The sequence below is a fragment of the Rhodanobacter sp. FW106-PBR-R2A-2-24 genome (assembly GCF_058789615.1).
This window is the reverse complement of the sequence record NZ_JBYTBV010000002.1, coordinates 3,354,622-3,376,430: the sequence shown is the minus strand read 5'-3', so window position 1 is coordinate 3,376,430 and position 21,809 is coordinate 3,354,622. Positions and strand designations below refer to the sequence as shown.

Sequence of the window (21,809 nt, the reverse complement as noted above, 5' to 3'; positions counted from 1 at the left end):
GCCGCGATGGCTACATGATGGGGTCGGTCAGAGTTTTTCCATAGTGCACAACAGCGGGTGTTGACGGGAGCGTGAATACTCGTTGACCTGGTTCACCTTGGTTTCGGCCACCTCGCGAGTGAACACGCCGCAGACACCACGACCGCGGGTATGCACGTGCAACATCACCTGCACGGCCTTTTCCTGCCCCATGCCGAAGAAGCCGCGCAGCACCTCCACCACGAAATCCATCGGGGTGAAATCGTCATTGAGCAGCAGCACTTGGAACAGCGGTGGCTTGGCCACCTCCGGCCTCGCCGCCTGCACCGCCAAGCCGCGGCCGCTCTCGTGTTCGTTATCGGGTTGCTGGGGCATGGACTTGAGGGAACCTGCTGGATGATGGCGATTATACGCTGGGCACCCGTGCGGCCAGCGGCACCCGCCCCTCAGGTAATGGCACAATGACGGCTTTTCCAGCCCTTTTCCCGCCATGACGCCCAACGCCGAGCAAGCCGCCATCTGGCGCCCGCACGCCACCGTGGCCTGCGTGGTGAGCGATGGCGCGCGTTTCCTGATGGTGGAAGAAGAGGTCAAGGGCCGCCTCGCCTGGAACCAGCCCGCCGGCCACCTCGAAGACCGCGAGCGCCTGGTCGACGCCGCCGTGCGCGAGACGCTGGAGGAAACCGGCTGGACGGTGGAGCTGCGGCACCTCATCGGTATCTACCAGTGGCGCAGCACCGAGCACGGCGACGGCGTGATCCGCTGCTGTTTCGCCGCACGCGCCGTATCCCACGACCCCACGCGTCCGCTGGACACCGGCATCCGTCGCGCGCTGTGGCTCACCCGCGAGGAAATCGTCGACCTGGGCGAACGGCTGCGCAGCCCGCTGGTGCTCGCCAGCATCGACGACTGGCTCGCCGGTGCGCGCCTGCCGCTGGACGCGCTGCACTGGTGGCCGGACACCGCCACGCCATGAAGGTGATGCTGGGCATCTCCGGCGGCGTCGACTCCTCGGTCGCGGCGCTCCTGCTGCAACAGGCCGGCCATGAGGTCGAGGGCCTGTTCATGCAGAACTGGGAAGAGGACGCGCGCTCCGGCCCCTGCACCATGGATGCCGACCGCAAGGACGCCGTGGCCGTGTGCGGACGCCTCGGCATCCCGTTCCACGCGCGCAACTTCGCCACCGAGTACTGGGACGGTGTGTTCGCGCATTTCCTTGCCGAATACCGCGCCGGCCGCACGCCCAACCCCGACGTGCTGTGCAACCGCGAGATCAAGTTCAAGACCTTCCTCGACGAGGCGCGCGCACTGGGCGCGGACAAGATCGCCACCGGCCACTACGCCCGCGTGGCCTGCGTGGATGGCGAATACCGCCTGCGGCGCGCGGTGGACACCGCCAAGGACCAGACCTATTTCCTGCACGCGCTGGGTCAGGCGCAGCTCGCCGCCACGCTGTTCCCGGTGGGCGAGATCGAGAAGCCGCGCGTGCGCGCGCTGGCCCGCGAGGCCGGCCTGCCCACCCACGCCAAGAAGGATTCCACCGGCATCTGCTTCATCGGTGAGCGCGATTTCCGCAGCTTCCTCGCCCAATACATTCCGGCCCGCCCCGGCGAGATACGCACGCCCGAAGGCCAACGGGTCGGCGAGCATCAGGGCGCGATGTACTACACCCTGGGCCAGCGCAACGGACTTGGCATCGGCGGCCGCCGGGGCGCCGGTGGCGAGCCGTGGTACGTGGTGGGCAAGGACGTGGCCGCCAACGTACTCTACGTGGCCCAGGGCAACGCCAACCACTGGCTGGATTCGCGCAGGCTGCGCAGTGAGGCACCGAGCTGGGTGGCTGGCCGCGCGCCGGCCGAATCCTTCCGCTGCACCGCCAAGACCCGCTACCGCCAGGCCGACCAGAGCTGCACGGTGGCCGTGACGGAAACCGGCCTTGACGTAGACTTCGACACCCCGCAGCGCGCCGTCACGCCCGGCCAGTCGGTGGTGTTCTACGCTGGCGAAACCTGCCTGGGCGGCGCCGTGATCGCCGCCACTGACGCCCCCTTCGGCGGTCTCTCCCCCACCCCGACCAAGAGTTGAACCTGAAGTGTTTGAAGCCTTCGCGATGAACGAGGAACGCGTGCTGGCGCTGGCCGGCCTGTACCAGGCCTGCGCGCTGGCGCAGCAACTGGCCGCCCAGGGCCGCTGCGACGAGGCCGCGCTGGAAGCCAGCCTGGCCAGCGTGTTCCGCATCGACGCGCCCTCGGTGGTAGCCGTGTACGGCAGCATCGCCGAACTGCGGCCGGGCCTGCGCGCGCTGGTGTCCCAGCTCGACGAGAACGGCGGCGACATGGCGGTGACGCGGATGGCAATGACCGTGATGCGGCTGGAACGCAGCCTGTCCGGCCGCCGCGACCTGCTCGACCAGTTGCAGCAAGGCATCCTGGCCACGCAGCGCCAGGTGGAGCACTTCGGGCTGGGCTCGGCCACGGTGCACGCACGGCTGGCCGAACTCTACGCCACCACCCTGTCCACCTTGCGCCCGCGCGTGATGGTCAACGGCGACCCGCAACACCTGCAGCAGCCGGCCATCGTCGAAAAGGTGCGCAGCAGCCTGCTCGCCGCCATGCGCTCGGCGGTTTTGTTGCGCCAGCTCGGCGGCCGCCAGTGGCAACTGCTGCTGTTCCGCAAGCAATGCAGCATGCTGGCGCGCGGGCTGCTCACGGGTTCCACGCTGGGCGGCCGCTAACCAAGCAGCTTCAGCCCCGGCAAGGGCCTTGCCAGCGCGCGCAGCAGCCTGGCAAAGGCCACCAGATCGGCACCCCATGGTGTCGCCTCGCGCCAGTACAGCGCGATCTCGCGGCCCGGCGCCTGCCCTTTGATCTTCGCCAGCACGATGTCGGGCTTGGAAGCCAGCCGTTCGTGCGCCAGCGCCGGCACCAGGGCGTGGCCGCCGCGCAGGCTGACCAGGGCGGCCAGGCTCTCCAGGCTCACGTCCTGCACATGGCCGGCGCCTTCGGCGTGACTCTCGGCCATCAGGATCGCGTCCGCTGCATCGAGCTGCTCCGGCGCCACGCTGCGCCGGCCGGCCAGCGGGTGGTCGGCGCGCAGCATCAACTCCCACGGTTCGAAGAACAGCGGCCGCATGGCGATGCCGCTGGCCACCGGCGCGAGCGGCGCCAGCACGGCATCGAGCTCGGCCTCGTGCAGGCGGCGCAGCAGACCGCGCGGCTTGCCTTCGGAGATGCCCAGCCGTGCACCGGGAAAGTGCAGCGGGAACGGTTCGATCAAATGCGGCAACAGGTACGGGCCCAGCGAGGCCGGCACGCCCAGACGCAGCTCGCCACCGAAGGCCGCCGCACCGGCGCGGGCACTTTGCTGCAACAGTTCGGCCGCCGCCAGCACGGCGTCGATACGCTCCAGCAAACGGCGGCCGCCGGCGGTGGGCACCACCTTGCGCCCGCCACGCTCGAACAACGGCGTACCCAGCGCCTGCTCGACTTTCTGCACCTGGTGCGACAGCCCGGACGGACTGATGTGCATGGCCCGCGCCGCGCTGTTGAAACTGCCTTGCCGGTGCACTGCCTGCACCAGCGCGAGGTCGCGCAGGGAAACCGCCGCCAACGCCGTCGAAATCATCGCATGCTGCATGTCATCAAATGGGTTTGTGCGCGATCGCACCGGCGACCATGCTATATGGCGCGGGGCCGGCGCGCCTCTCTGCGCGGCTTGCCCCGTGTCGCGCCGCGACAACGAGCGCGCAGTGTTTGCGCGATAATGCCTCTTTCCCAAGGTCCGGTGCGCAGCGCGCGCCGTCGCCCGCTTTCCCCCGTCCCAGCAACGATCTCGCCAGGAGCCCCTCCATGAAAGACTCATTCCAGGTTCGCGACACCTTCGAGGCCAACGGCAAGCCGTACCACTTCGCCAGCCTCGCCAAGCTGGGCCAGCGCTTCGACATCAAGCGCCTGCCCTACTCGCTGAAGATCCTCTTGGAAAACCTGCTGCGCCACGAGGACGGCGTGGACGTCGCCGCGCACCACATCGAAGCCATCGCGACCTGGAACGCCAAGGCCGAGCCGAGCACCGAGATCGCCTTCATGCCGGCGCGCGTGATCCTGCAGGATTTCACCGGCGTGCCCTGCGTGGTCGACCTGGCCGCGATGCGCGACGCGGTGGTGAAGCTGGGCGGCGACGCCACCCAGATCAACCCGCTGAACCCGGTGGAGCTGGTGATCGACCACTCCGTGCAGGTGGACGTGTTCGGCTCCGAGGATGCACTGGAGCAGAACGTGGAAATCGAATTCCACCGCAACAAGGAGCGCTACAGCTTCCTGCGCTGGGGCCAGAAAGCCTTCGACAACTTCAAGGTGGTGCCGCCGCGCACCGGCATCGTGCACCAGGTGAACCTGGAGCACCTCGCCCGCGTGGTGTTCGACACCGAACTCGACGGCGTGCGCTGGGCCTTCCCCGATACCCTGTTCGGCACCGACTCGCACACCACCATGGTCAACGGCCTGGGCGTGCTGGGCTGGGGCGTGGGCGGCATCGAGGCCGAGGCCGCGATGCTGGGCCAGCCTTCCTCCATGCTGATCCCGCAGGTGGTGGGCGTGAAGCTCTCGGGCCGGCTCGGCGAAGGCGTCACCGCCACCGACCTCGTGCTCACCGTCACCCAGATGCTGCGCAAGCTGGGCGTGGTGGGCAAGTTCGTGGAGTTCTTCGGCCCGGGCCTCAAGCACCTTGCATTGGCCGACCGCGCCACCATCGGCAACATGGCCCCGGAATACGGCGCCACCTGCGGCATCTTCCCGATCGACCAGGAGGCGCTGAACTACCTGCGCCTGTCCGGCCGCAGCGCCGAGCAGATCGCGCTGGTGGAGACCTACGCCAAGGTGCAGGGCATGTGGCACGACGAACACACGCCGGACGCCGAATACTCCGCCGTGCTGGAGCTGGATCTCGCCGACGTCAAGCCTTCGATGGCCGGCCCCAAGCGTCCGCAGGATCGCGTGCTGCTCACCGACGTGCAGAAGAACTTCCACGAGATCGTCGGCCCGCTCACCGCCAGCCGCAGCAAGCCGCACGACGCCGCCGGTGTGGCGGTCACCCGCAACGGCCAGAACTTCCACGTCAACGACGGCTCGGTGGTGATCGCCGCGATCACCTCCTGCACCAACACCTCCAACCCGGCGGTGATGCTGGGCGCGGGCATCGTGGCCAAGAAGGCCGCCGCGCGTGGCCTCACCGCCAAGCCCTGGGTGAAGACCTCGCTGGCACCCGGCTCCAAGGTGGTCACCGACTACCTTGAGCAGACCGGCCTGTTGAAGGAGCTGGAGAAGATCAACTTCTACGTGGTCGGCTACGGCTGCACCACCTGCATCGGCAACTCCGGCCCGCTGCCCGAGGAAGTGAGCAAGGGCATTGCCGAGGGCGACCTCGCCGTGGGCGCGGTGCTCTCGGGCAACCGCAACTTCGAGGGTCGCGTGCACGCCGAGGTGAAGATGAACTACCTCGCCTCGCCGCCGCTGGTGGTGGCCTATGCCCTGGCCGGCACGCTGGACATCAACCTCGCCACCGACGCCCTCGGCACCGGCAGCGACGGCCAGCCGGTGTACCTGAAGGACATCTGGCCCAGCAACCAGGAAATCTCCGACGCCATTGCCGGCGCGATCAACCCGGCCATGTTCGCCAAGAACTACGCCAACGTGTTCAAGGGCGACGAGCGCTGGAACGGCATCGCCTTCCCCGGCGGCGACGTGTACCGCTGGGACGACTCCACCTACATCAAGAACCCGCCCTACTTCGACGGCATGAGCATGGCCGTGGGCACGGTGGCCGACATCCACGGCGCGCGCGTGCTGGGCCTGTTCGGCGACTCCATCACCACCGACCACATCTCGCCGGCCGGCTCGATCAAGAAGGACAGCCCGGCGGGCCGCTTCCTGATCGAAAAGGGCGTGGCGCCGAAGGACTTCAACTCCTACGGCTCGCGCCGCGGCAACGACGACGTGATGGTGCGCGGCACCTTCGCCAACATCCGCATCAAGAACCAGCTGCTGGATGGCGTCGAGGGTGGCTACACCAGGTACATCCCGTCGGGCGAGCAAATGGCGATCTACGACGCCGCCATGAAGTACAAGGCCGATGGCACGCCGCTCATGGTGATCGCCGGCAAGGAATACGGCACCGGTTCGTCGCGCGACTGGGCGGCCAAGGGCACCCTGCTGCTGGGTGTGAAGGCAGTGCTGGCCGAGAGCTTCGAGCGCATCCACCGCTCCAACCTGGTGGGCATGGGCGTGCTGCCGCTGCAGTTCAAGGCCGGCGAGAACGCCAAGTCGCTGGGCCTCGACGGCACCGAAGCCTTCGACATCACCGGCCTTGCCGACGGCAACGCCAAGGAAGCCACCGTCACCGCCACCGGCAAGGACGGCAGCAGGAAGACCTTCACCGTGCACGTGATGCTGCTCACGCCGAAGGAGCGCGAGTTCTTCCGCCACGGCGGCATCCTGCAATACGTGCTGCGCCAGCTGGCCAGCAAGAAAGCCGCCTGAGCGCCCGCCACGCGATGCGCTGAAACTGCAAGCCGCCCCGGAACGTGGGGCGGCTTTTTTTCGGCGCCTCGCCTTGCCGCATACGCTTACGCATGCTCCAATGCCGACAGGGGAGCATCGCCACCACACCGCCTCGGCGATCACGATCTGGGAGTCCACGATTCATCATGAGCAACGAGCGTCCCTGGCTGGCCCATTATCCCGAAGGCGTCCCCGCCGAGATTGACCTCAACACCTATGCCTCGGTGGCCGCCGTGCTGGAAGAAGCCTTCCAGCGCTTCCGCGACCGCCCGGCTTTCGCCAACTTCGGCAAGCGGCTCAGCTACGGCCAAGTCGACCAGCTCAGCCGCCAGTTCGCCGGTTACCTCACCGGTACGCTCAAGCTCGGCAAGGGCGATCGCATCGCGATCATGATGCCCAACGTGCTGCAGTACCCCATCGCGCTGTTCGGCGCACTGCGCGCCGGCCTGGTGGTGGTGAACACCAACCCGATGTACACCGCGCGCGAACTCCAGCATCAGCTGGAGGACTCCGGTGCCCAGGCCATCGTGGTGCTGGACAACTTCGCCGCTACCTTGCAACAGGTGGTGGCTGAAACGAAGGTGAAGCACATCATCACCACCGGCGTCGGTGACCTGCTCGGCTTCCCCAAGGGCGCACTGGTCAACTTCGTGCTCAGGCACGTGAAGAAGATGGTGCCGGCCTACGACTTGCCGCAGGCGGTGCGTTTCAAGGACGCCCTCGCGCAAGGCGCCCGGCATCCGCTGTCCAGGGTCGAGCTGAACCACGCCGACCTCGCCTTCCTGCAATACACCGGCGGCACCACCGGCGTGGCCAAGGGTGCCATGCTCAGCCACGGCAACATGGTGGCCAACATGCTGCAGGCCGGCGCCTGGATCGGCAAGAACGCGAAGGAAGGCGAAGAGGTCATCATCACCGCGCTGCCGCTGTACCACATCTTTTCGCTCACCGCGAACGGTCTGGTGTTCATGCGCCTGGGCGGACTCAACTGGCTCATCACCAACCCGCGCGACATGCCCGGCTTCGTGAAGGAGCTGAAGCAATCCGGCTTCACCGCGCTCACCGGCGTCAACACGCTGTTCAACGGCCTGCTGAACACCCCGGGCTTCGAGCAGCTGGATTTCTCGCGCCTGCATCTCACCCTGGGCGGCGGCATGGCCGTGCAGCGCACGGTGGCCGAACGCTGGAAGAAGGTCACCGGCTGCACTTTGGCCGAAGCCTACGGCCTCACCGAAACCTCCCCCGCGGCCTGTATCAATCCGCTGAACATCAAGGAATACAACGCCTCGATTGGCCTGCCGATCCCATCCACCGACGTGGCGATCTGGTCGGAAGACAACCAGCCGCTGCCGATGGGCGAGGCAGGCGAATTGATGGTGAAGGGGCCGCAGGTGATGCAGGGTTACTGGCAGCGCCCCGATGAAACCGCCAAGGTGCTGGGCAGCGACGGCTGGCTGCACACCGGCGACATCGCCAAGATGGACGCCGACGGCTACTTCTACATCGTCGACCGCAAGAAGGACATGATCCTGGTGTCCGGCTTCAACGTGTACCCGAACGAGGTGGAGGACGCGGTGATGGCCCACCCCGGCGTGGCCGAGGTGGCCGCGGTGGGCGTGCCCGACGAGCACTCCGGCGAAGTGGTGAAGCTGTTCGTGGTGCGCAAGGACCCCGGCCTCACCGAAGACGCGCTCAAGCAGTTCTGCCGCGACACGCTCACCGGCTACAAGCGGCCCAAGCTGATCGAGTTCCGCGACTCCCTGCCCAAGAGCAACGTGGGCAAGATCCTGCGCCGCGAGCTGCGCAACGAGGCAAGGCAGGCCGCCGCCCACTGAAAAAATCGCCCCGCCGCGCAGCTCGGTGCGCGGCGGGGCGTGACGTTCGCGCCGTTACCAGTTCAGCCGTTCCACGGCTCCAGGATGTCGGCATAGCCGCCCAGGAGATTCCACAGCGGCACCTGTTTGTCTTCAGGGATGCTGACGTAGGAGAACCCCACGTGATGGTCGGCGACACGCGCCACCTGCGCCTCCAGGTGGATGTGCAGGTCGTTGCCGAAGATCATGTCGAGCAGCCAGCTCTGTCCCGGCTCGCCCGACCAGCCCAGTGGTCGGCGCAACAGCGCGCCGGTGGCCGAAATATCCACCAGCTCGGTGGGATGCGATTCCACGCCACGGCTCATCAGCACGGTCGTCTCGATCTGCATGCGCGCCGGACGCAAGCGTTCGACGTCTCCACCCAGTTTGTCTTCGTTCGCCATTCACCGGTTCCCTGATCGGTTGCCCCGCCGCGCCATTCCCGCAGCCAGCGGGTAGGACTTGCCGCGCGCGCCTCGACGTCTTTCAAGCAAAATGTGTGCCGCGTCACGAAAAGTGGCCACACCCGCTCTCGCCTCCGCCGCCGCCAGCGCTGCGGCTGACGCGGAATTGCCGTAGTCGCCGCAGAAGGTCACCCGGTCGCACGTCTTGCAAGCCGCCGATCACCGCACCGTACCGCGCGGCGACACCGCAGGCGGGATTGTACCCACGAAGCACGGCGTTCGGCGTGAATCCGCCGGCATGTCGCTGGCCCCATCGCTGGACTTGCCAGCGCCTACTCGCTACTCTTTACCCGCGCGTGACGCCATGTCCAATGGCCGGCCAGTCGAGCCGGCAGTGATGGGCGCACACCCGATGCCTCAGGCAGATCGTCCGACGGGGCGATGGCGTCCAAGTCGCCCTCACCCGATCCGTACCCGCCCACCACCTTGCGTTGCGTGTCGGCACATGGCCGCCACGGCAGCATGCCCGGCGGAACCGCAACGCGGCCTTGCCGGCAGCTCGCGGCACGGAAGGGGGGCACGACCTGCACGGCACCGCGCGGAACCGCTTTGCCGAAGTGTCACCCTGGCGCCACGATCCATGCACGGGCTCGCCCTTGGATCGCGCCGCGGGTAACCGTTTCGCCCGTGAAGAACCAAGACGTTTTGCCGGCCGCCATGCGGCCCAACGACACGCATCAATGAGCACCGACATCCCCGGGCCACCCGCCTCCGCCGCTGCGCAGGATCAGCACGCCACGCCGCCCCAGCAGCAGGAAATGCCGCTGGCGATCGTGCGTGGCGAACCCGTGCTGGCGATGCCGCAGGATCTGTACATCCCGCCGGATGCGCTGGAGGTGTTCCTGGAGGCGTTCGAAGGCCCGCTGGATCTCCTGCTCTACCTGATCCGCCGGCAGAATCTGGACATCCTGGACATTCCGATTGCCGAGATCACCCGGCAATACATGGAATACATCGACATGATGCAGGAAACGATGCGGCTGGAGCTGGCCGCCGAATACCTGCTGATGGCCGCGATCCTGGCCGAAATCAAATCGCGCCTGCTGCTGCCGCGCCCGCCCGCCGAGGAAGGCACCGAGGACGACCCGCGCGCCGAGCTGGTGCGCCGGCTGCAGGAGTACGAGCGCTTCAAGAAGGCCGCCGAGGAGATCGAAGCCCTGCCCCGTCTGGAGCGCGACACCGTGGTGGTGCACGCCGACACCGGCGAGCGCAACGTGATCCGGCTGCCACCGCCGCTGGATCTCAAGGACATGCTGCTGGCGCTCAAGGACGTATTGCACCGCGCCGAGCTGTTTGGCCACCACGCCATCAAGCGCGAGGCGCTCAGCGTGCGCCAACGCATGGGCGAGCTCCTGGGCAAGCTGGACAACAGCACGTTCCATCGTTTTGAAACCCTGTTCGACCCGGCCGAGGGCCGCTTGGGCGTGGTGGTCACCTTCCTGGCCATGCTGGAACTGGCCAAGGAAATGCTCATCGAAATCGTGCAGGAGGCACCGCTGGCGCCGATCTACCTGAAATCCCGGGTGGATCGCGGCGAAGCGTCCGCCACCGACGAAGAAACGGACGAGCCCGCCACCGAAGAAGAATCGGCCTTCGAAGCAACGCCAGAAGCCGGCAACGGCACGCACTGACAGACCCGCCGCCCATGCCCATCGAGCAACTCAAACCCATCATCGAAGCGGCCCTGCTTGCCGCCAGCCAACCGATGACGGTCGCCCAACTCGGCGACCTGTTCACCGAGGACGACGAGGTCGGCCACGAGCAGATCGCCCGCGCGCTGGAAGCCCTGGCTACCGATGCCGAGGGCCGCGGCGTGGTGCTGAAAGAAGTCGCCTCCGGTTTCCGCTACCAGGTACGCCAGGACGTGCACCCGTGGATCGCGCGGATGTGGACGGAAAAGCCCAGCCGCTACTCGCGCGCCCTGCTGGAAACCCTGGCGCTGATCGCCTACCGCCAGCCGATCACCCGCCCCGAGATCGAACAGATCCGCGGCGTGGTGGTGTCCAGCAACATCATCAAGACCATGGAAGAGCGCGAGTGGATTCGCGTGGTCGGCTACCGCGACGTACCCGGCAAGCCGGCGCTGTTCGGCACCACGCGCGCCTTCCTCGACTACTTCAACCTGAAATCACTGGATGAGCTGCCCACGCTGGCTGAAATCCGTGACATGGAAGACCCGCAACTGGGCTTCGAGCAGACCCCGCTGCCGCCGCGCGTCATCAAGGATCTGCCCATCGACCCTGAGGCTGTGGCTGAGGCTGAAACAGCAACCCCTGCCCACGACGACATGGACGCGCCCGCGCCCACCACCGACCTCGTCGACGCGACGACCGACCATTCCATCCAACAATCCGTCACTGCCGACGAGGCAGCGATCCCCGCGGACGTCGACACCGACGCCACCGCACCGCATCCCGAGGAGTCACGCGCATGACTGCGCCGAAAAAATCCACCCTTTCCCTGAAACGCTCGCCGCTACCCGAAAGCGCCCCCGTCGAAGAGCGCCTGCACAAGGTGCTGGCCAACGCCGGTCTGGGCTCGCGCCGTATGCTGGAGCAGCGTATCCAGGCCGGTGAAATCGAATTGAACGGCAGCCCCGCCACCATCGGCACCAGCGTGCACGCCGGCGACCGCGTGGTGATCGACGGCAAGCAGTTCGTGGTGGCCACCGACAACCGCGGCAACGCCGAGGTGCTCGTCTACCACAAGCCCGAAGGCGTGCTGACCACCCGCGACGACCCCGAAGGCCGTCCCACCGTGTTCGAACAGCTGCCGCGCCTCAAGGGTGCGCGCTGGGTCGCCGTGGGCCGGCTGGACATCAACACCACCGGCATCCTCCTGCTCACCACCGATGGCGAGCTGGCCAACGCGCTGATGCATCCCAAGAGCGGCGTCGAGCGCGAATACCTCTGCCGCGTGCACGGCGAAGTGCCCGATGAGGTGATCGAGCAGCTCAAGGCCGGCGTGGAGCTGGACGATGGCCCCGCGCGTTTCGACGAGATCGCCGTCATCAGCCGCGGCAACAGCCACTCCTGGTTCCGCGTGGTGATCCGCGAAGGCCGCAACCGCGAAGTGCGCCGCCTGTGGGATTCGCAGGGTTTTCTGGTCAGCCGGCTCAAGCGCATCCGCTATGGCGGCATCGAGCTGCCGCGCACCCTGCGCCGCGGCGACTGCGAGACCCTGGATGAGGAAGGCGTCAAGCAGTTGCGTGAGAGCACCGGCCTGGGGGCGCCGCAACCGGTGCTGACCCTGAGCCCGGTGCTGCATCAGCGTCGCGCCAGTCGCAGCCTCACCGAATACCGTCCCGAAGGCGGCACGGCCGGCGGCTGGAGCAGCGGCCATCACGACGAAGCCCGCGAACTGCGCGCCTTCGACCGTATCCGCGAGGAGCCGACGCGCGGTCGCCAGCAGAAGGCACGCCGCCCGGGCAAGGAAGTGAACGGCAACGTCGCCCGCCCGGAACGCCCCGCCGGCGGCGGCTTCCAGCGCAAAAGCAAGCGCGGCGTCGCCCCTGGCCAGGAGCTGCCCTCGGTGCGCACCTGGTTTGCCGGCGACAGCCGCGACGGCGGCGCGCGTCCGTCCTCCGCTGGCCAGGGCAACCCGCGCCGCGGCGGCAAGCCCGGTGGCGGCGGCAAGCCTGGCAGTGGCAAGCCTGGCGGCTTCGGCAACGCCAATCCGTATGGCGGATTCAGCGGCGGCCACGCGGGCAGTGGTCATGGCAGCGCCCACGGCAACAGCCATGGCAGCGAAGGCCGCCCCGCTGGCAACCGCCAGGGTGGCCGTGGCCGCCCGCAGGGCCAGGGCGGCAATCGCCCTCCGCAAGGCGGCGGGCGCCCCGGCGGCAACCGTCCGCATGGTCGCGGCGGCAGCGGTGGCGGCAACCGTTCGGGCAACCGTTGATGATCCGCATCTACCACAACAACCGCTGCAGCAAGTCGCGTGGCGCGCTGGCGCTGCTGGAAGGGCGCGAAGTCGAGGTGGTGAACTACCTCGACACGCCGCCCTCGGCCGCTGAAATCACGCATCTGTTGACCCTGCTCAACCTCCCCGCCCGCGCGCTGCTGCGCACGGGCGAGGCGGCGTATCAGGAACTCGGCTTGGCCGACGCCACGCTCACCGACGCGGCACTGATCACCGCGATGGCCGCCCACCCCATCCTGATCGAGCGCCCCATCGTGGTCGCCAACGGCAAGGCCGTGATCGGCCGGCCACCGGAAGCGGTGCTGGCCATTCTGTGACGCCAAACCCGTAGGAGCCCGCTAGCGGGCGATGTGGCTTTTCGCGAAAGGCTTCATCGCCCGCCAGCGGGCTCCTGCCCGAGATTTTCAGGTGAGCATGAACTCGTCGGCGTCCATCCACGCCGGAAAGCGCTCGCGGTGGGCGAGCAGTGGCGCGGGGTCGAGGGTGAGTGTGGCGACCTGTTCGATGGCGCCGCATTCCACCAGGGTTTCGCCCACCGGGTCGATCACCGCGCTGTCGCCGGCGTAGGGCAGCTCGTTGCCGTCCACGCCCACGCGGTTCACGCCGATCACGCAGACGAGATTCTCGATGGCGCGGGCGCGCAGCAAGGTGCGCCACGGGTGACGACGCGCGGACGGCCAATTCGCGACGAAGATCGCGAGGTCGTAGTCCATGCCGCCAGCCGCGCCTTCCAGCCGGCGGTTGCGCAGCCATACCGGGAAGCGCAGGTCGTAGCAGACCTGCGGCAGGATGCGCCAACCCTTGAGCACCACGATCAGCCGCTCGCTGCCGCCGCCGTAGCGGGTGTGCTCGCCGGCCATGCGGAACAGGTGGCGCTTGTCGTATTGCGCGAAGCTGCCGTCCGGGCGCATCCAGACCAGGCGATTGAACACCGTGCCGCCCTCGCGTATCGCGAGGCTGCCGCAGATCACCGCGCCCACTTCGGCGGCCAGGGAACGCAGCCAGGCCAGGCCCTCGCCATCCATGGTATCGGCGCTGGCGGCCGTGTCGTTGCTGAAGCCGGAAAGGAAGGTTTCCGGCAGCACAATCAAATCGCTGCCGCGCGCCCGGTGCACCAGTTCGCCGTAATAGTCGCGGTTGGCCGGCGCGTCGTGCCAGCGGGTGGCGCCTTGCACCAGCGAGACGGTGAGCGGCTGCAGCGCCTCGCTCACAGCATGCTCATTCACAGCCGGCACAGCCGCTCGGCGGCCGCCTCCATCGTGGCATCGCTCTTGGCGAAGCACAGTCGCAACAGGCGCGTGCCCGGCGCCGCCTCATAGAACGGCGTCAGCGGGATCGCCGCCACTCCGCCCTCGGCGACCAGCCAGCGACTGAAGGCGAGATCGTCCTCGTCACGGATCGCCGCGTAGTCCACCAGTTGGAAGAAGCCGCCGGCGACGTCCAGCAGCTTGAGACGCGAGGGTGCCAGCAGCGCGCGGAAGCGGTCGCGCTTGGCCTGGTAGAACGCCGGCAGTTCCAGGTAATGCTGCGGCGAGCTTGCGAGGAATTCGGCGAACGCGACCTGCTCGGGATGGAAACTGCAGAAGGTGAGGTATTGGTGCACCTTGCGGAACTCCGCGCTGAGCGCGCGCGGCGCCACCGCGTAGCCCAGCTTCCAGCCGGTGCAGTGGTAGGTCTTGCCGAAGGAGGAGATCACGATGCTGCGCGCGGCCAGTTCCGGGTGGCGCAGCACGCTCTCATGCGCACGACCGTCGTAGACGATGTGCTCGTACACCTCGTCGGACAGCACCACGATGCTGGTGTCGCGCACGATGGCGGCAAGCTCGTCGAGATCGGCCGCCGACAGCACCGCGCCGGAGGGATTGTGCGGGCTGTTGACCACGATCATGCGCGTCTTGGGCGTCACCGCGTCGCGCACGCGCTGCCAATCGACGGAGAACGCCGGCGCAACCAGCGGGATGTGCACCGCGCGCGCGCCCTGCAGTTCGATCGCCGGCTCGTAGCTGTCGTAGGCCGGGTCGAACACGATCACTTCCTCGCCCGCGCGCACGACGCCGGCGATGGCGGCGAACAGCGCCTCGGTGGCACCGGAGGTGACCGTGATCTCGGCGTCCACGTCCGGGCGATGGCCATACAGGCGCGCGGTCTTGGTCGCGATCTGCTCGCGCAATGCAGCGGTACCGTGCATCGGCGCGTACTGGTTCTTGCCCTCGTTCATCGCGCGCGCCAGTGCGTCGCGCAAACCCTGCGGCGGCTCGAAATCGGGAAAGCCCTGGCCCAGGTTCACCGCCTTGTGCTCGGCCGCGAGCTGGCTCATCACGGTGAAAATGGTGGTGCCGACCTTGGGCAGTTTGGTGTCGATCTGCATGGCTGCGTCTTTCGTGAACCCAAAACGAAAGCGTAGCACGCGACTACCCGGTGACCTGTCCACCTTGCGCGGGCCGGCCGTGCGCTGCCTGCGGCAGGCGTTCGGCGAGAAAATCCACCAAGGCGCGCACGCCGGGCAGCATGCCGCGACGGCTGGGATAGACGAAGTGCATGGTGCCCTCGGGCACGCTCCAGTCGGGCAGCAGCACCTCCAGCTCACCCTGCGCCACCGCCGCCGCGCACACCGATTCGGGCAGCATCGCCACGCCGGTGCCGCGCCTGGTCGCCTCCAGCAGCAGGGCGAAATCGCCGCAGACCAGGCGTGGCTGTACTTCCACATTGACGCGCTTGCCGGTGCCGTCGAGCAATTCCCAGGTCAATGGGCCTTCGTGCTCCTGCATGGATAGCGCCGGGAAACGCGCCAGCTCGTCCGGATGTCCGGGCCGGCCCTGCTCGGCGAGCAACGCGGGGCTGGCCACCGGCAGGATGCGCGCCTGGCCGAAACTGCGCAGTATCAGGTTGGCGTCGGTATCGAGCTTGCTGCGCACGCGGATGGCGAGGTCGAAACCCTCGCCGATCAGATCTACCCGCCGGTTGCTGGCCAGCACGCGTACCTGCAGCTTGGGGTAGTGCATGAGGAAATCCGGCAGCACCTGCGCCAGCGCGGTCTGCGCCAGCGATACCGGGCAGCTCAGGCGCACCACGCCGCGCGGCTCGGCACGCAGTTCGTCCACCGCCTCCTGCGCGGCACGCGCCTCCTCCAGCACCGCGCGGCAATGCGCGTAGAAACGCTCGCCCACTTCGGTGACCACGAAGCGGCGGGTGGTTCGCTGCAACAGGCGCACGCCCAGGCGTTCCTCCAGTTGCGCCACGCGCTTGCTGAGCCGCGACTTGGGCACGCCCAGCGCGCGTCCGGCGGCGGAGAAACCACCATGCTCGACCACGGCGGCAAAGAAATACAGGTCGTTGAGATCCTGCAGGACGGCGTTGAAGGGCGGCATAACCGTTTCCTGTCGCGAACGATACGTTCAACGATACCCGACTTATCGCCCCACCATTCGCCTCCCGATAATGCCGTCATGCCGACGAGGGTCGACCGACCCCCGCCTTCCTTCCTGCCCGCGGAGGCTCCCATGAACGTCAAACTCGCCATCGTCTACTACTCGACTTACGGCACCAACCACCAGATGGCCAGCCTCGCCGCCGAGGCCGCGCGCGCCGCCGGCGCCGAGGTGCGCCTGCGCAAGGTGCCGGAAACCGCGCCGGCCGCCGTCGTGGCAGGCCAGGAGGCGTGGAAGAACCACGCCGAAGCCACCGCGGATGTACCGGTGGCGACCGCGGAAGACATGGCCTGGGCCAACGCTTATCTGTTCTCCGCGCCGACCCGCTTCGGCGTGCAGGCCAGCCAGATGCGCGCCTTCATCGATACGCTGGGCCCGCTGTGGTTCCAGGGCGAGCTGGCGAACAAGCCGGTGTCGGCGATGTCCTCGGCGCAGAACGCGCACGGCGGCCAGGAGGCCACCCTGCTGTCGTTCTACACCACGATCATGCACTGGGGCGGCATCATCGTGGCCCCGGGCTTCACCGATCCGTCCATCTACAAGGTGGGCGGCAACCCATACGGTTACAGCCACACCGCGGGCCAGCCCTTCGACGACGACGCCAAGGCGGCCATTGCGCATCAGGCACGCCGCCTGGTGGAGGTGGCGGCCAAGCTCGCCTGAGATTCTGCAAAAACGTCGCGGGGGCGTCGGCGGGCGCCCTTGGCGGCGGCAAGCCGTCCGCAATATCCGCCCGATCAGGCCAGGCCAGCCCCACGCTGACCTGGCCTTTTTCTACCCCTGCCATCAGTCATGGCCCGCATCGCTTGACGGTTTTCGCTATGGTGTTATAGTTCACTACAACACCGGTCAACGAACTCACTAGAGGAGCGCCGCCATGAACACCCCGTCCGCCAGCCGCCACCCCGCCGCCGCCGACATCTACACCACGACCCTGCTGCCAGGCAGCCGCTGGATCGCCTCCGCCATCGCGGTGCTGATGACCAGCCTGACCCTGGCCGTGGTCAGCTTGCCCATCCACACCCCGCGAATCGCCTGGGTCGGCGGCGTCCACATCACCGATCTCGCCCCGGTGGCGGTCAGCCCCAGCCGCGCCGAACTGAGCGCCGCCGGCGTGCTGGAACACGCGGCCGTGGGCGCCGCCGCGATCTCCGAAAGCGCGCATGCCGCCCAGCTCGGGGCGCAATTGGCCATGCCCTACTATTCCTTTGGCACCCCCAGCAACAAGGAATGATCCATGACCATCACCTGGAACGACAGCATCCCGATCTACCGCCAACTGCACCAGCGTGTGGTGGCGATGATCCTGGATGGCGCCTTGAACGAGGGTGACCCGTTGCCGTCGGTGCGCCAGGTGGCCGCGGATTTTCAAATCAATCCGCTGACCGTATCCAAGGCGTACCAAGAGCTGGTCGACGAAAACCTGGTTGAAAAACGAAGGGGACTTGGCATGTTTGTCATCGAAGGAGCGCGCGGTGAACTCCTGAAATCCGAGCGCGAACGTTTCCTGCGCGAAGAATGGCCCGCGCTGTACGCCCGCCTGCAACGGCTGGGGCTGGACCTGAAAACCCTGCTGCGCGATGCGCAGTCCACGCCGGAGCAGCCCGCATGACCGCCGTCGTCGCCGCTCGCGGCCTCTCCAAGCGCTACAAGAACATGGTGGCGCTGGACAGCGTCAACTTCGAGATCCAGCCCGGTCGCATCGTGGGCCTGATCGGCCCCAACGGCGCCGGCAAGACCACCGCGCTGAAGGCCATCCTCGGCCTCACCGACTTCCAGGGCGAGCTCAGCGTGCTCGGGCTCGACCCGCGCCGCGAACGCGGCAAGCTGATGGGCGAGGTGTGCTTCATCGCCGACGTGGCCGTGCTGCCGCGCTGGATCCGGGTCAGCGAAGCCATCGACTTCGTCGCCAACGTGCACCCGCGCTTCGACCGCAAGAAGTGCGAGGCCTTCCTCGCCCGCACCAAGCTCACCCCGCTGATGCGCGTCAAGCAGATGTCCAAGGGCATGGTGGTGCAATTGCACCTGGCGCTGGTCATGGCCATCGACGCGCGCCTGCTGGTGCTGGACGAGCCCACGCTGGGGCTGGACATCCTCTACCGCAAGCAGTTCTACCAGAGCCTGCTGGAAGACTACTTCGACGAGGACAAGACCATCATCGTCACCACGCATCAGGTGGAAGAGGTGGAGCACATCCTCACCGACCTCATGTTCATCCAGGGCGGCAAGATCGTGCTGGACGCCGACATGGACACCGTGGGCGAACGCTTCATCGAAGTGATGGTGGGCGCCGAGCGCGCCGCCGAGGCGCGCGCGCTCAAACCCATCGACGAGCGATCGGTGTTCGGCAAGAGCATCTTCCTGTTCGACGGCGCGCAGCGCGCCACGCTCGAAGCGCTGGGCGAAACCCGCCGCCCCTCGGTCAGCGACCTGTTCGTCGCCACCATGAAAGGAACCTACGCATGAACACCCCGATCTTCAACCAGCTCTACTGGCTGGTGAAACGCGAATACTGGGAGAACCGCGGCGGCTTCCTGCGTGCGCCGCTCATCACCGGCGGCATCTTCCTGCTGCTCAACCTCATGGGCATCATCACCGGCGAAGTGATGCGCGTTCGTCACGGCATCGCATCGAACAACCTGGGCCTGTTCAACCGCGCGCTCGCCGACGGCGACCTCGCCAAGGTCGGCACCGGGCTGGACATCATGATGTTCTCCACCAGTGCGCTCATCAGTCTGGTGCTCGGCTTCGTGGTGTTCTTCTATTGCCTCGGTGCGCTGTACGACGACCGCCGCGACCGCAGCATCCTGTTCTGGAAATCGCTGCCCGTCTCGGATACCGCCACCGTGCTGTCCAAGGTGCTGGCGGCCACCGTTCTGGCACCTGCCATCGCGGTGGTCTGCGGTGTGGTCACCGGCTTCCTGATGTTGTTGTCCTATGCCGTGGTGCTCGCCTTCCACGGCATCGGCATCTGGCATCTGCTGACCCTGGCGCACCCCTTCCGCGTGGCCGGCGCACTGATCGGCACCATCCCGCTGTACTTCCTGTGGGCGCTGCCCACCCTGGGCTGGCTGCTGCTGTGCTCGGCGTGGTCGCGCAGCAAGCCCTTCCTGTGGGCCGTGGCATTGCCCATCGCCACCGGCGTGGTGCTGAGCTGGTTCAACCTCCTTGGCACCGTCGGCGGCAGCGTGTGGTACTGGCAACACATCGCCAGCCGCGCCCTGCTCGGCGTGTTCCCCGGTGGCTGGTTGGGTCAGGCCAATCTGGCGTCGATGCACGGCGACATGGATCAAGCGATGGACTTCCTGTACCTCAACCACTCCTACGGCGCGCTGGCCACCCCGGCCGTGTGGATCGGCGCTGCTGCCGGCGCCACGATGATCGCCGGTGCGATCTGGCTGCGCCGCTGGCGCGACGACAGCTGAAAGCACCAACACCAAGCCCGGCCATGGACGGCCAAACACCCGGCCCGCATCCGCCCCAAGCACTTCGATGACCGAGAGCACTTCGATGAAGACCCGTATCCTCACCACCTGCCTGCTCGCTGCCTTGCTGTCGCCACTGGCCGCGTGCAGTCCCTCCGAACCGGCTTCCAACGGCGCCGATCACCCTGCCTCGGCCACCAGCACATCTTTCGTGGCGCAGAAAATCCACGAAGGCATGGCCAAGGCCAGGCAGGAAATGGTCAGCCGCGACATCGACATCGGCGGCATGCGCTTCGGCAAGGGCAGCTTTCACGTCGGCGGTGCCTGGCAGCAAAGCGACGACCAGCGCCCGCACGCCGTCATCACCCCGCAAGGCGACCTCGTCATCGCCGGGCAGAAGGTCGACGTCACGCCCGCCCAGCACACGATGCTGGTCGACTACCGCCAACAGATCATCGGCATCGCCGAAGCCGGCATGGCCATCGGCGAACGCGGTGCCGACCTCGGCATCAATGCCGCCAGGCAAGCCATCGCCGGCGCGCTCGCCGGCAAGAGCGACGCACAAATCAACGCCACCATCCAGCCGCAAGCCGACGCCATCAAGAACGCCACCCTGCAACTGTGCCAGCGCCTGCCTGGCCTGATGAGCACGCAACAGCAACTCGCCGCCGCCCTGCCCGCCTTCAAGCCCTACGCCACGATGACGCAGAAGGACGTCGACGACTGCGGCAAGGACATCGCCGACAAGAACGGCAAGAAGGGTGTTGCCGTGTTTTCCGATTGATGCCGGTGCATGCGCCGAAACAAACGATCACGCGCCATTTCGCACCCATCCCCGTGCCAAGAACCTGGCACTCGTGATCGTGCAAGCCAGCGGCGCGAACGACGCGAAAAACTGGCGATCCGCCGCATCTCCCCTCACCGACGAAGGAAGGCATCCGCATGCGACATCTGATCCTGCTTGGCGCCATGGCCGCAACGGCCATCATTGCATTGCCGGCACACGCCGACTGGTACGTGAAGATCCACGGCACCCGCGACAGCCTGACCTGGCACACCGACAAGGGACGCGCCCTCGACCTCGCCTCGCCCGAGGGCAAGGGCGTCCACATCAATCGCATCGAGCCGGCCGGCCGCGATGGCCTGCAGCAAGGCGACTTGATCGTCGCGGTCGATGGCCAGCCCGTGGCGCATGTGGTCGACCTGACGAACTTTGCGAACGCGCACTTGCAGGTGGCCTGCAAGCTGACGGTGCAAAGGGGTCAAGACAAGGTGCAGGTGGCCTTGCCAGCGGGCGAACTGACCGCGCTGGTGCACCCCAGCCCCTGAACCCCGTGAAAAACCATCCGCCGGCTACGACCAGCCGCCAAACGCCGCTGGCAACGGGCAAATGCGTTGCCCACTTCCCGTGACGACCCGCCGCAAGGAAACGCCCATGAGTCCAAGGGATCGAGCCGCCCGACAAGCCGGCCTGCTCTACCTGCTGGTGGTGCTGATCGCGCCGTATCGCCTGATCTACCTGCCAAGCACATTGTTCGTGGATGGCAATGCGGCCGCGACCATCGCGAACATCGCCGCGCACGAGACGCTGTTCCGCTTCGGCCTCGCCGCCGACCTGGTCTGTGGTGCGCTGCAAGCCTTCGTGGTGCTGGCGCTGTTTCGCCTGCTCGGCGAGGTCAATCGCTCACGCGGCATCGCGATGCTGTTGCTGGGCGGCGCGCTGGTGCCGGCACTGTACTTCTTCAACGTGATCAACGACGCCGCCGCCCTGCTGTTGGTGCGTGGCGGTGATGCGCTGGCCGCGTTCGATCCGCCGCAGCGCGCGGCACTCGCCATGCTGTTCCTGCACCTGCACGGGCAGGCGGTCAGTGCCGCCGAAATACTATGGGGACTATGGCTGTTCCCACTGGCGCTGCTGGTGCTGCGCGCGGGCTTCCTGCCGCGCCTGTTCGGCTACGGCTTGATCCTCAACGGCCTGGCCTATGTAATCCAGAGTATCGCCTGGGCCGTGCTGCCGCAGTGGCAGGACACGCTTTCCAGCGCGCTCGGCCCGCTGCAATTCGTGGAAGTGCTGTTCATGCTCTGGCTGTTGCTGCTGGGTGCGCGCCCCGGCTTCCGGCGAGCGCAAACTGCACCCGTCATGCCCACGCGCGCGTGACCGCTCCCTTCCATCGCCTGTCAGGAG

At 67.3% G+C, this 21,809-nt stretch carries 23 protein-coding genes; 17 read left to right on the top strand and 6 right to left on the bottom strand.

What is annotated here, in order from left to right; translation table 11 throughout:
• Positions 1-27: 27 nt before the first annotated feature.
• On the bottom strand, positions 28-354 hold the full coding sequence (gene clpS, locus AC3WQA_RS16445; protein WP_492676106.1) for an ATP-dependent Clp protease adapter ClpS: 327 nt from the start codon (positions 352-354) through the stop codon (positions 28-30).
• 115 nt (positions 355-469) lie between these two features.
• On the opposite strand from clpS, the gene AC3WQA_RS16440 reads away from it, so the two are divergent.
• From AC3WQA_RS16440 to hflD, 3 genes are read left to right on the top strand one after another with little or no spacing between them, the layout of a single operon-like run.
• On the top strand, positions 470-955 hold the full coding sequence (locus AC3WQA_RS16440; RefSeq protein ID WP_492676105.1) for an NUDIX hydrolase: 486 nt from the start codon (positions 470-472) through the stop codon (positions 953-955).
• A complete protein-coding gene (gene mnmA, locus AC3WQA_RS16435; RefSeq protein WP_492676104.1) occupies positions 952-2,064 on the top strand; it encodes a tRNA 2-thiouridine(34) synthase MnmA in 1,113 nt (370 codons plus the stop codon). Before AC3WQA_RS16440 ends, mnmA begins: the two co-directional genes overlap by 4 nt.
• A 25-nt stretch (positions 2,065-2,089) precedes the next feature.
• Positions 2,090-2,713: a high frequency lysogenization protein HflD gene (gene hflD, locus AC3WQA_RS16430; RefSeq protein WP_492676103.1), complete on the top strand. Its 624-nt coding sequence runs from the start codon at positions 2,090-2,092 to the stop codon at positions 2,711-2,713.
• Here hflD and AC3WQA_RS16425 read toward each other — a convergent pair.
• A complete protein-coding gene (locus tag AC3WQA_RS16425) occupies positions 2,710-3,615 on the bottom strand; it encodes a LysR family transcriptional regulator (protein WP_492676102.1) in 906 nt (301 codons plus the stop codon). The genes hflD and AC3WQA_RS16425 overlap by 4 nt on opposite strands.
• A gap of 212 nt (positions 3,616-3,827) precedes the next feature.
• Here AC3WQA_RS16425 and acnA point away from each other — a divergent pair, with 212 nt between their 5' ends.
• Both acnA and AC3WQA_RS16415 read left to right on the top strand, forming a co-directional pair.
• On the top strand, positions 3,828-6,512 hold the full coding sequence (gene acnA / locus AC3WQA_RS16420) for an aconitate hydratase AcnA (protein ID WP_492676101.1): 2,685 nt from the start codon (positions 3,828-3,830) through the stop codon (positions 6,510-6,512).
• Positions 6,513-6,679: 167 nt separating this feature from the next.
• The gene (locus AC3WQA_RS16415; protein WP_492676100.1) at positions 6,680-8,368 is read left to right on the top strand and encodes an AMP-binding protein; all 1,689 of its coding nucleotides are present in this window, start codon (positions 6,680-6,682) and stop codon (positions 8,366-8,368) included.
• A gap of 62 nt (positions 8,369-8,430) precedes the next feature.
• Here AC3WQA_RS16415 and AC3WQA_RS16410 read toward each other — a convergent pair whose 3' ends face one another.
• Positions 8,431-8,790: a PilZ domain-containing protein gene (locus AC3WQA_RS16410; protein WP_492676099.1), complete on the bottom strand. Its 360-nt coding sequence runs from the start codon at positions 8,788-8,790 to the stop codon at positions 8,431-8,433.
• Between the two features lie 740 nt (positions 8,791-9,530).
• Between AC3WQA_RS16410 and AC3WQA_RS16405 the strand changes: the two genes are divergently transcribed.
• From AC3WQA_RS16405 to arsC, 4 genes are read left to right on the top strand one after another with little or no spacing between them, the layout of a single operon-like run.
• Positions 9,531-10,481 carry a segregation and condensation protein A gene (locus AC3WQA_RS16405; RefSeq protein WP_492676098.1) on the top strand — a complete coding sequence of 317 codons (951 nt, stop codon included), beginning with the start codon at positions 9,531-9,533 and terminating at the stop codon, positions 10,479-10,481.
• A 14-nt stretch (positions 10,482-10,495) separates the two neighbouring features.
• On the top strand, positions 10,496-11,284 hold the full coding sequence (scpB, locus tag AC3WQA_RS16400) for an SMC-Scp complex subunit ScpB (RefSeq protein ID WP_492676097.1): 789 nt from the start codon (positions 10,496-10,498) through the stop codon (positions 11,282-11,284).
• On the top strand, positions 11,281-12,750 hold the full coding sequence (locus AC3WQA_RS16395) for a pseudouridine synthase (RefSeq protein WP_492676096.1): 1,470 nt from the start codon (positions 11,281-11,283) through the stop codon (positions 12,748-12,750). Before scpB ends, AC3WQA_RS16395 begins: the two co-directional genes overlap by 4 nt.
• Positions 12,750-13,088 carry an arsenate reductase (glutaredoxin) gene (arsC, locus tag AC3WQA_RS16390; RefSeq protein WP_492676095.1) on the top strand — a complete coding sequence of 113 codons (339 nt, stop codon included), beginning with the start codon at positions 12,750-12,752 and terminating at the stop codon, positions 13,086-13,088. Before AC3WQA_RS16395 ends, arsC begins: the two co-directional genes overlap by 1 nt.
• Before the next feature lie 87 nt (positions 13,089-13,175).
• On the opposite strand, the gene AC3WQA_RS16385 is transcribed toward arsC, so the two are convergent.
• The 3 genes from AC3WQA_RS16385 to AC3WQA_RS16375 are packed head-to-tail and all read right to left on the bottom strand — an operon-like array spanning position 13,176 to position 16,139.
• On the bottom strand, positions 13,176-13,970 hold the full coding sequence (locus AC3WQA_RS16385) for an amidohydrolase (protein ID WP_492676383.1): 795 nt from the start codon (positions 13,968-13,970) through the stop codon (positions 13,176-13,178).
• A 23-nt stretch (positions 13,971-13,993) separates the two neighbouring features.
• Positions 13,994-15,139 carry a pyridoxal phosphate-dependent aminotransferase gene (locus AC3WQA_RS16380; RefSeq protein ID WP_492676094.1) on the bottom strand — a complete coding sequence of 382 codons (1,146 nt, stop codon included), beginning with the start codon at positions 15,137-15,139 and terminating at the stop codon, positions 13,994-13,996.
• Positions 15,140-15,182: 43 nt separating this feature from the next.
• The gene (locus AC3WQA_RS16375; RefSeq protein ID WP_492676093.1) at positions 15,183-16,139 is read right to left on the bottom strand and encodes a LysR substrate-binding domain-containing protein; all 957 of its coding nucleotides are present in this window, start codon (positions 16,137-16,139) and stop codon (positions 15,183-15,185) included.
• A gap of 132 nt (positions 16,140-16,271) precedes the next feature.
• On the opposite strand from AC3WQA_RS16375, the gene wrbA reads away from it, so the two are divergent.
• The 8 genes from wrbA to AC3WQA_RS16335 all read left to right on the top strand — a co-directional run bounded on the left by wrbA (position 16,272) and on the right by AC3WQA_RS16335 (position 21,782).
• Positions 16,272-16,862 carry an NAD(P)H:quinone oxidoreductase gene (gene wrbA / locus AC3WQA_RS16370; RefSeq protein ID WP_492676092.1) on the top strand — a complete coding sequence of 197 codons (591 nt, stop codon included), beginning with the start codon at positions 16,272-16,274 and terminating at the stop codon, positions 16,860-16,862.
• A gap of 214 nt (positions 16,863-17,076) precedes the next feature.
• A complete protein-coding gene (locus AC3WQA_RS16365; RefSeq protein ID WP_492676091.1) occupies positions 17,077-17,433 on the top strand; it encodes a hypothetical protein in 357 nt (118 codons plus the stop codon).
• A 3-nt stretch (positions 17,434-17,436) separates the two neighbouring features.
• The gene (locus AC3WQA_RS16360) at positions 17,437-17,811 is read left to right on the top strand and encodes a GntR family transcriptional regulator (RefSeq protein ID WP_492676090.1); all 375 of its coding nucleotides are present in this window, start codon (positions 17,437-17,439) and stop codon (positions 17,809-17,811) included.
• A complete protein-coding gene (locus AC3WQA_RS16355) occupies positions 17,808-18,665 on the top strand; it encodes an ABC transporter ATP-binding protein (RefSeq protein ID WP_492676089.1) in 858 nt (285 codons plus the stop codon). Before AC3WQA_RS16360 ends, AC3WQA_RS16355 begins: the two co-directional genes overlap by 4 nt.
• Positions 18,662-19,624, top strand: coding sequence for a hypothetical protein (locus tag AC3WQA_RS16350; protein ID WP_492676088.1), 963 nt, complete (start codon positions 18,662-18,664; stop codon positions 19,622-19,624). The genes AC3WQA_RS16355 and AC3WQA_RS16350 overlap by 4 nt, the downstream gene beginning before the upstream one ends.
• 85 nt (positions 19,625-19,709) lie before the next feature.
• The gene (locus AC3WQA_RS16345) at positions 19,710-20,408 is read left to right on the top strand and encodes a YggN family protein (protein WP_492676087.1); all 699 of its coding nucleotides are present in this window, start codon (positions 19,710-19,712) and stop codon (positions 20,406-20,408) included.
• A 158-nt stretch (positions 20,409-20,566) separates the two neighbouring features.
• Positions 20,567-20,953 carry a PDZ domain-containing protein gene (locus tag AC3WQA_RS16340; protein WP_492676086.1) on the top strand — a complete coding sequence of 129 codons (387 nt, stop codon included), beginning with the start codon at positions 20,567-20,569 and terminating at the stop codon, positions 20,951-20,953.
• A 106-nt stretch (positions 20,954-21,059) separates the two neighbouring features.
• On the top strand, positions 21,060-21,782 hold the full coding sequence (locus AC3WQA_RS16335; RefSeq protein ID WP_492676085.1) for a DUF4386 domain-containing protein: 723 nt from the start codon (positions 21,060-21,062) through the stop codon (positions 21,780-21,782).
• The last annotated feature ends 27 nt before the right edge of the window (positions 21,783-21,809 follow it).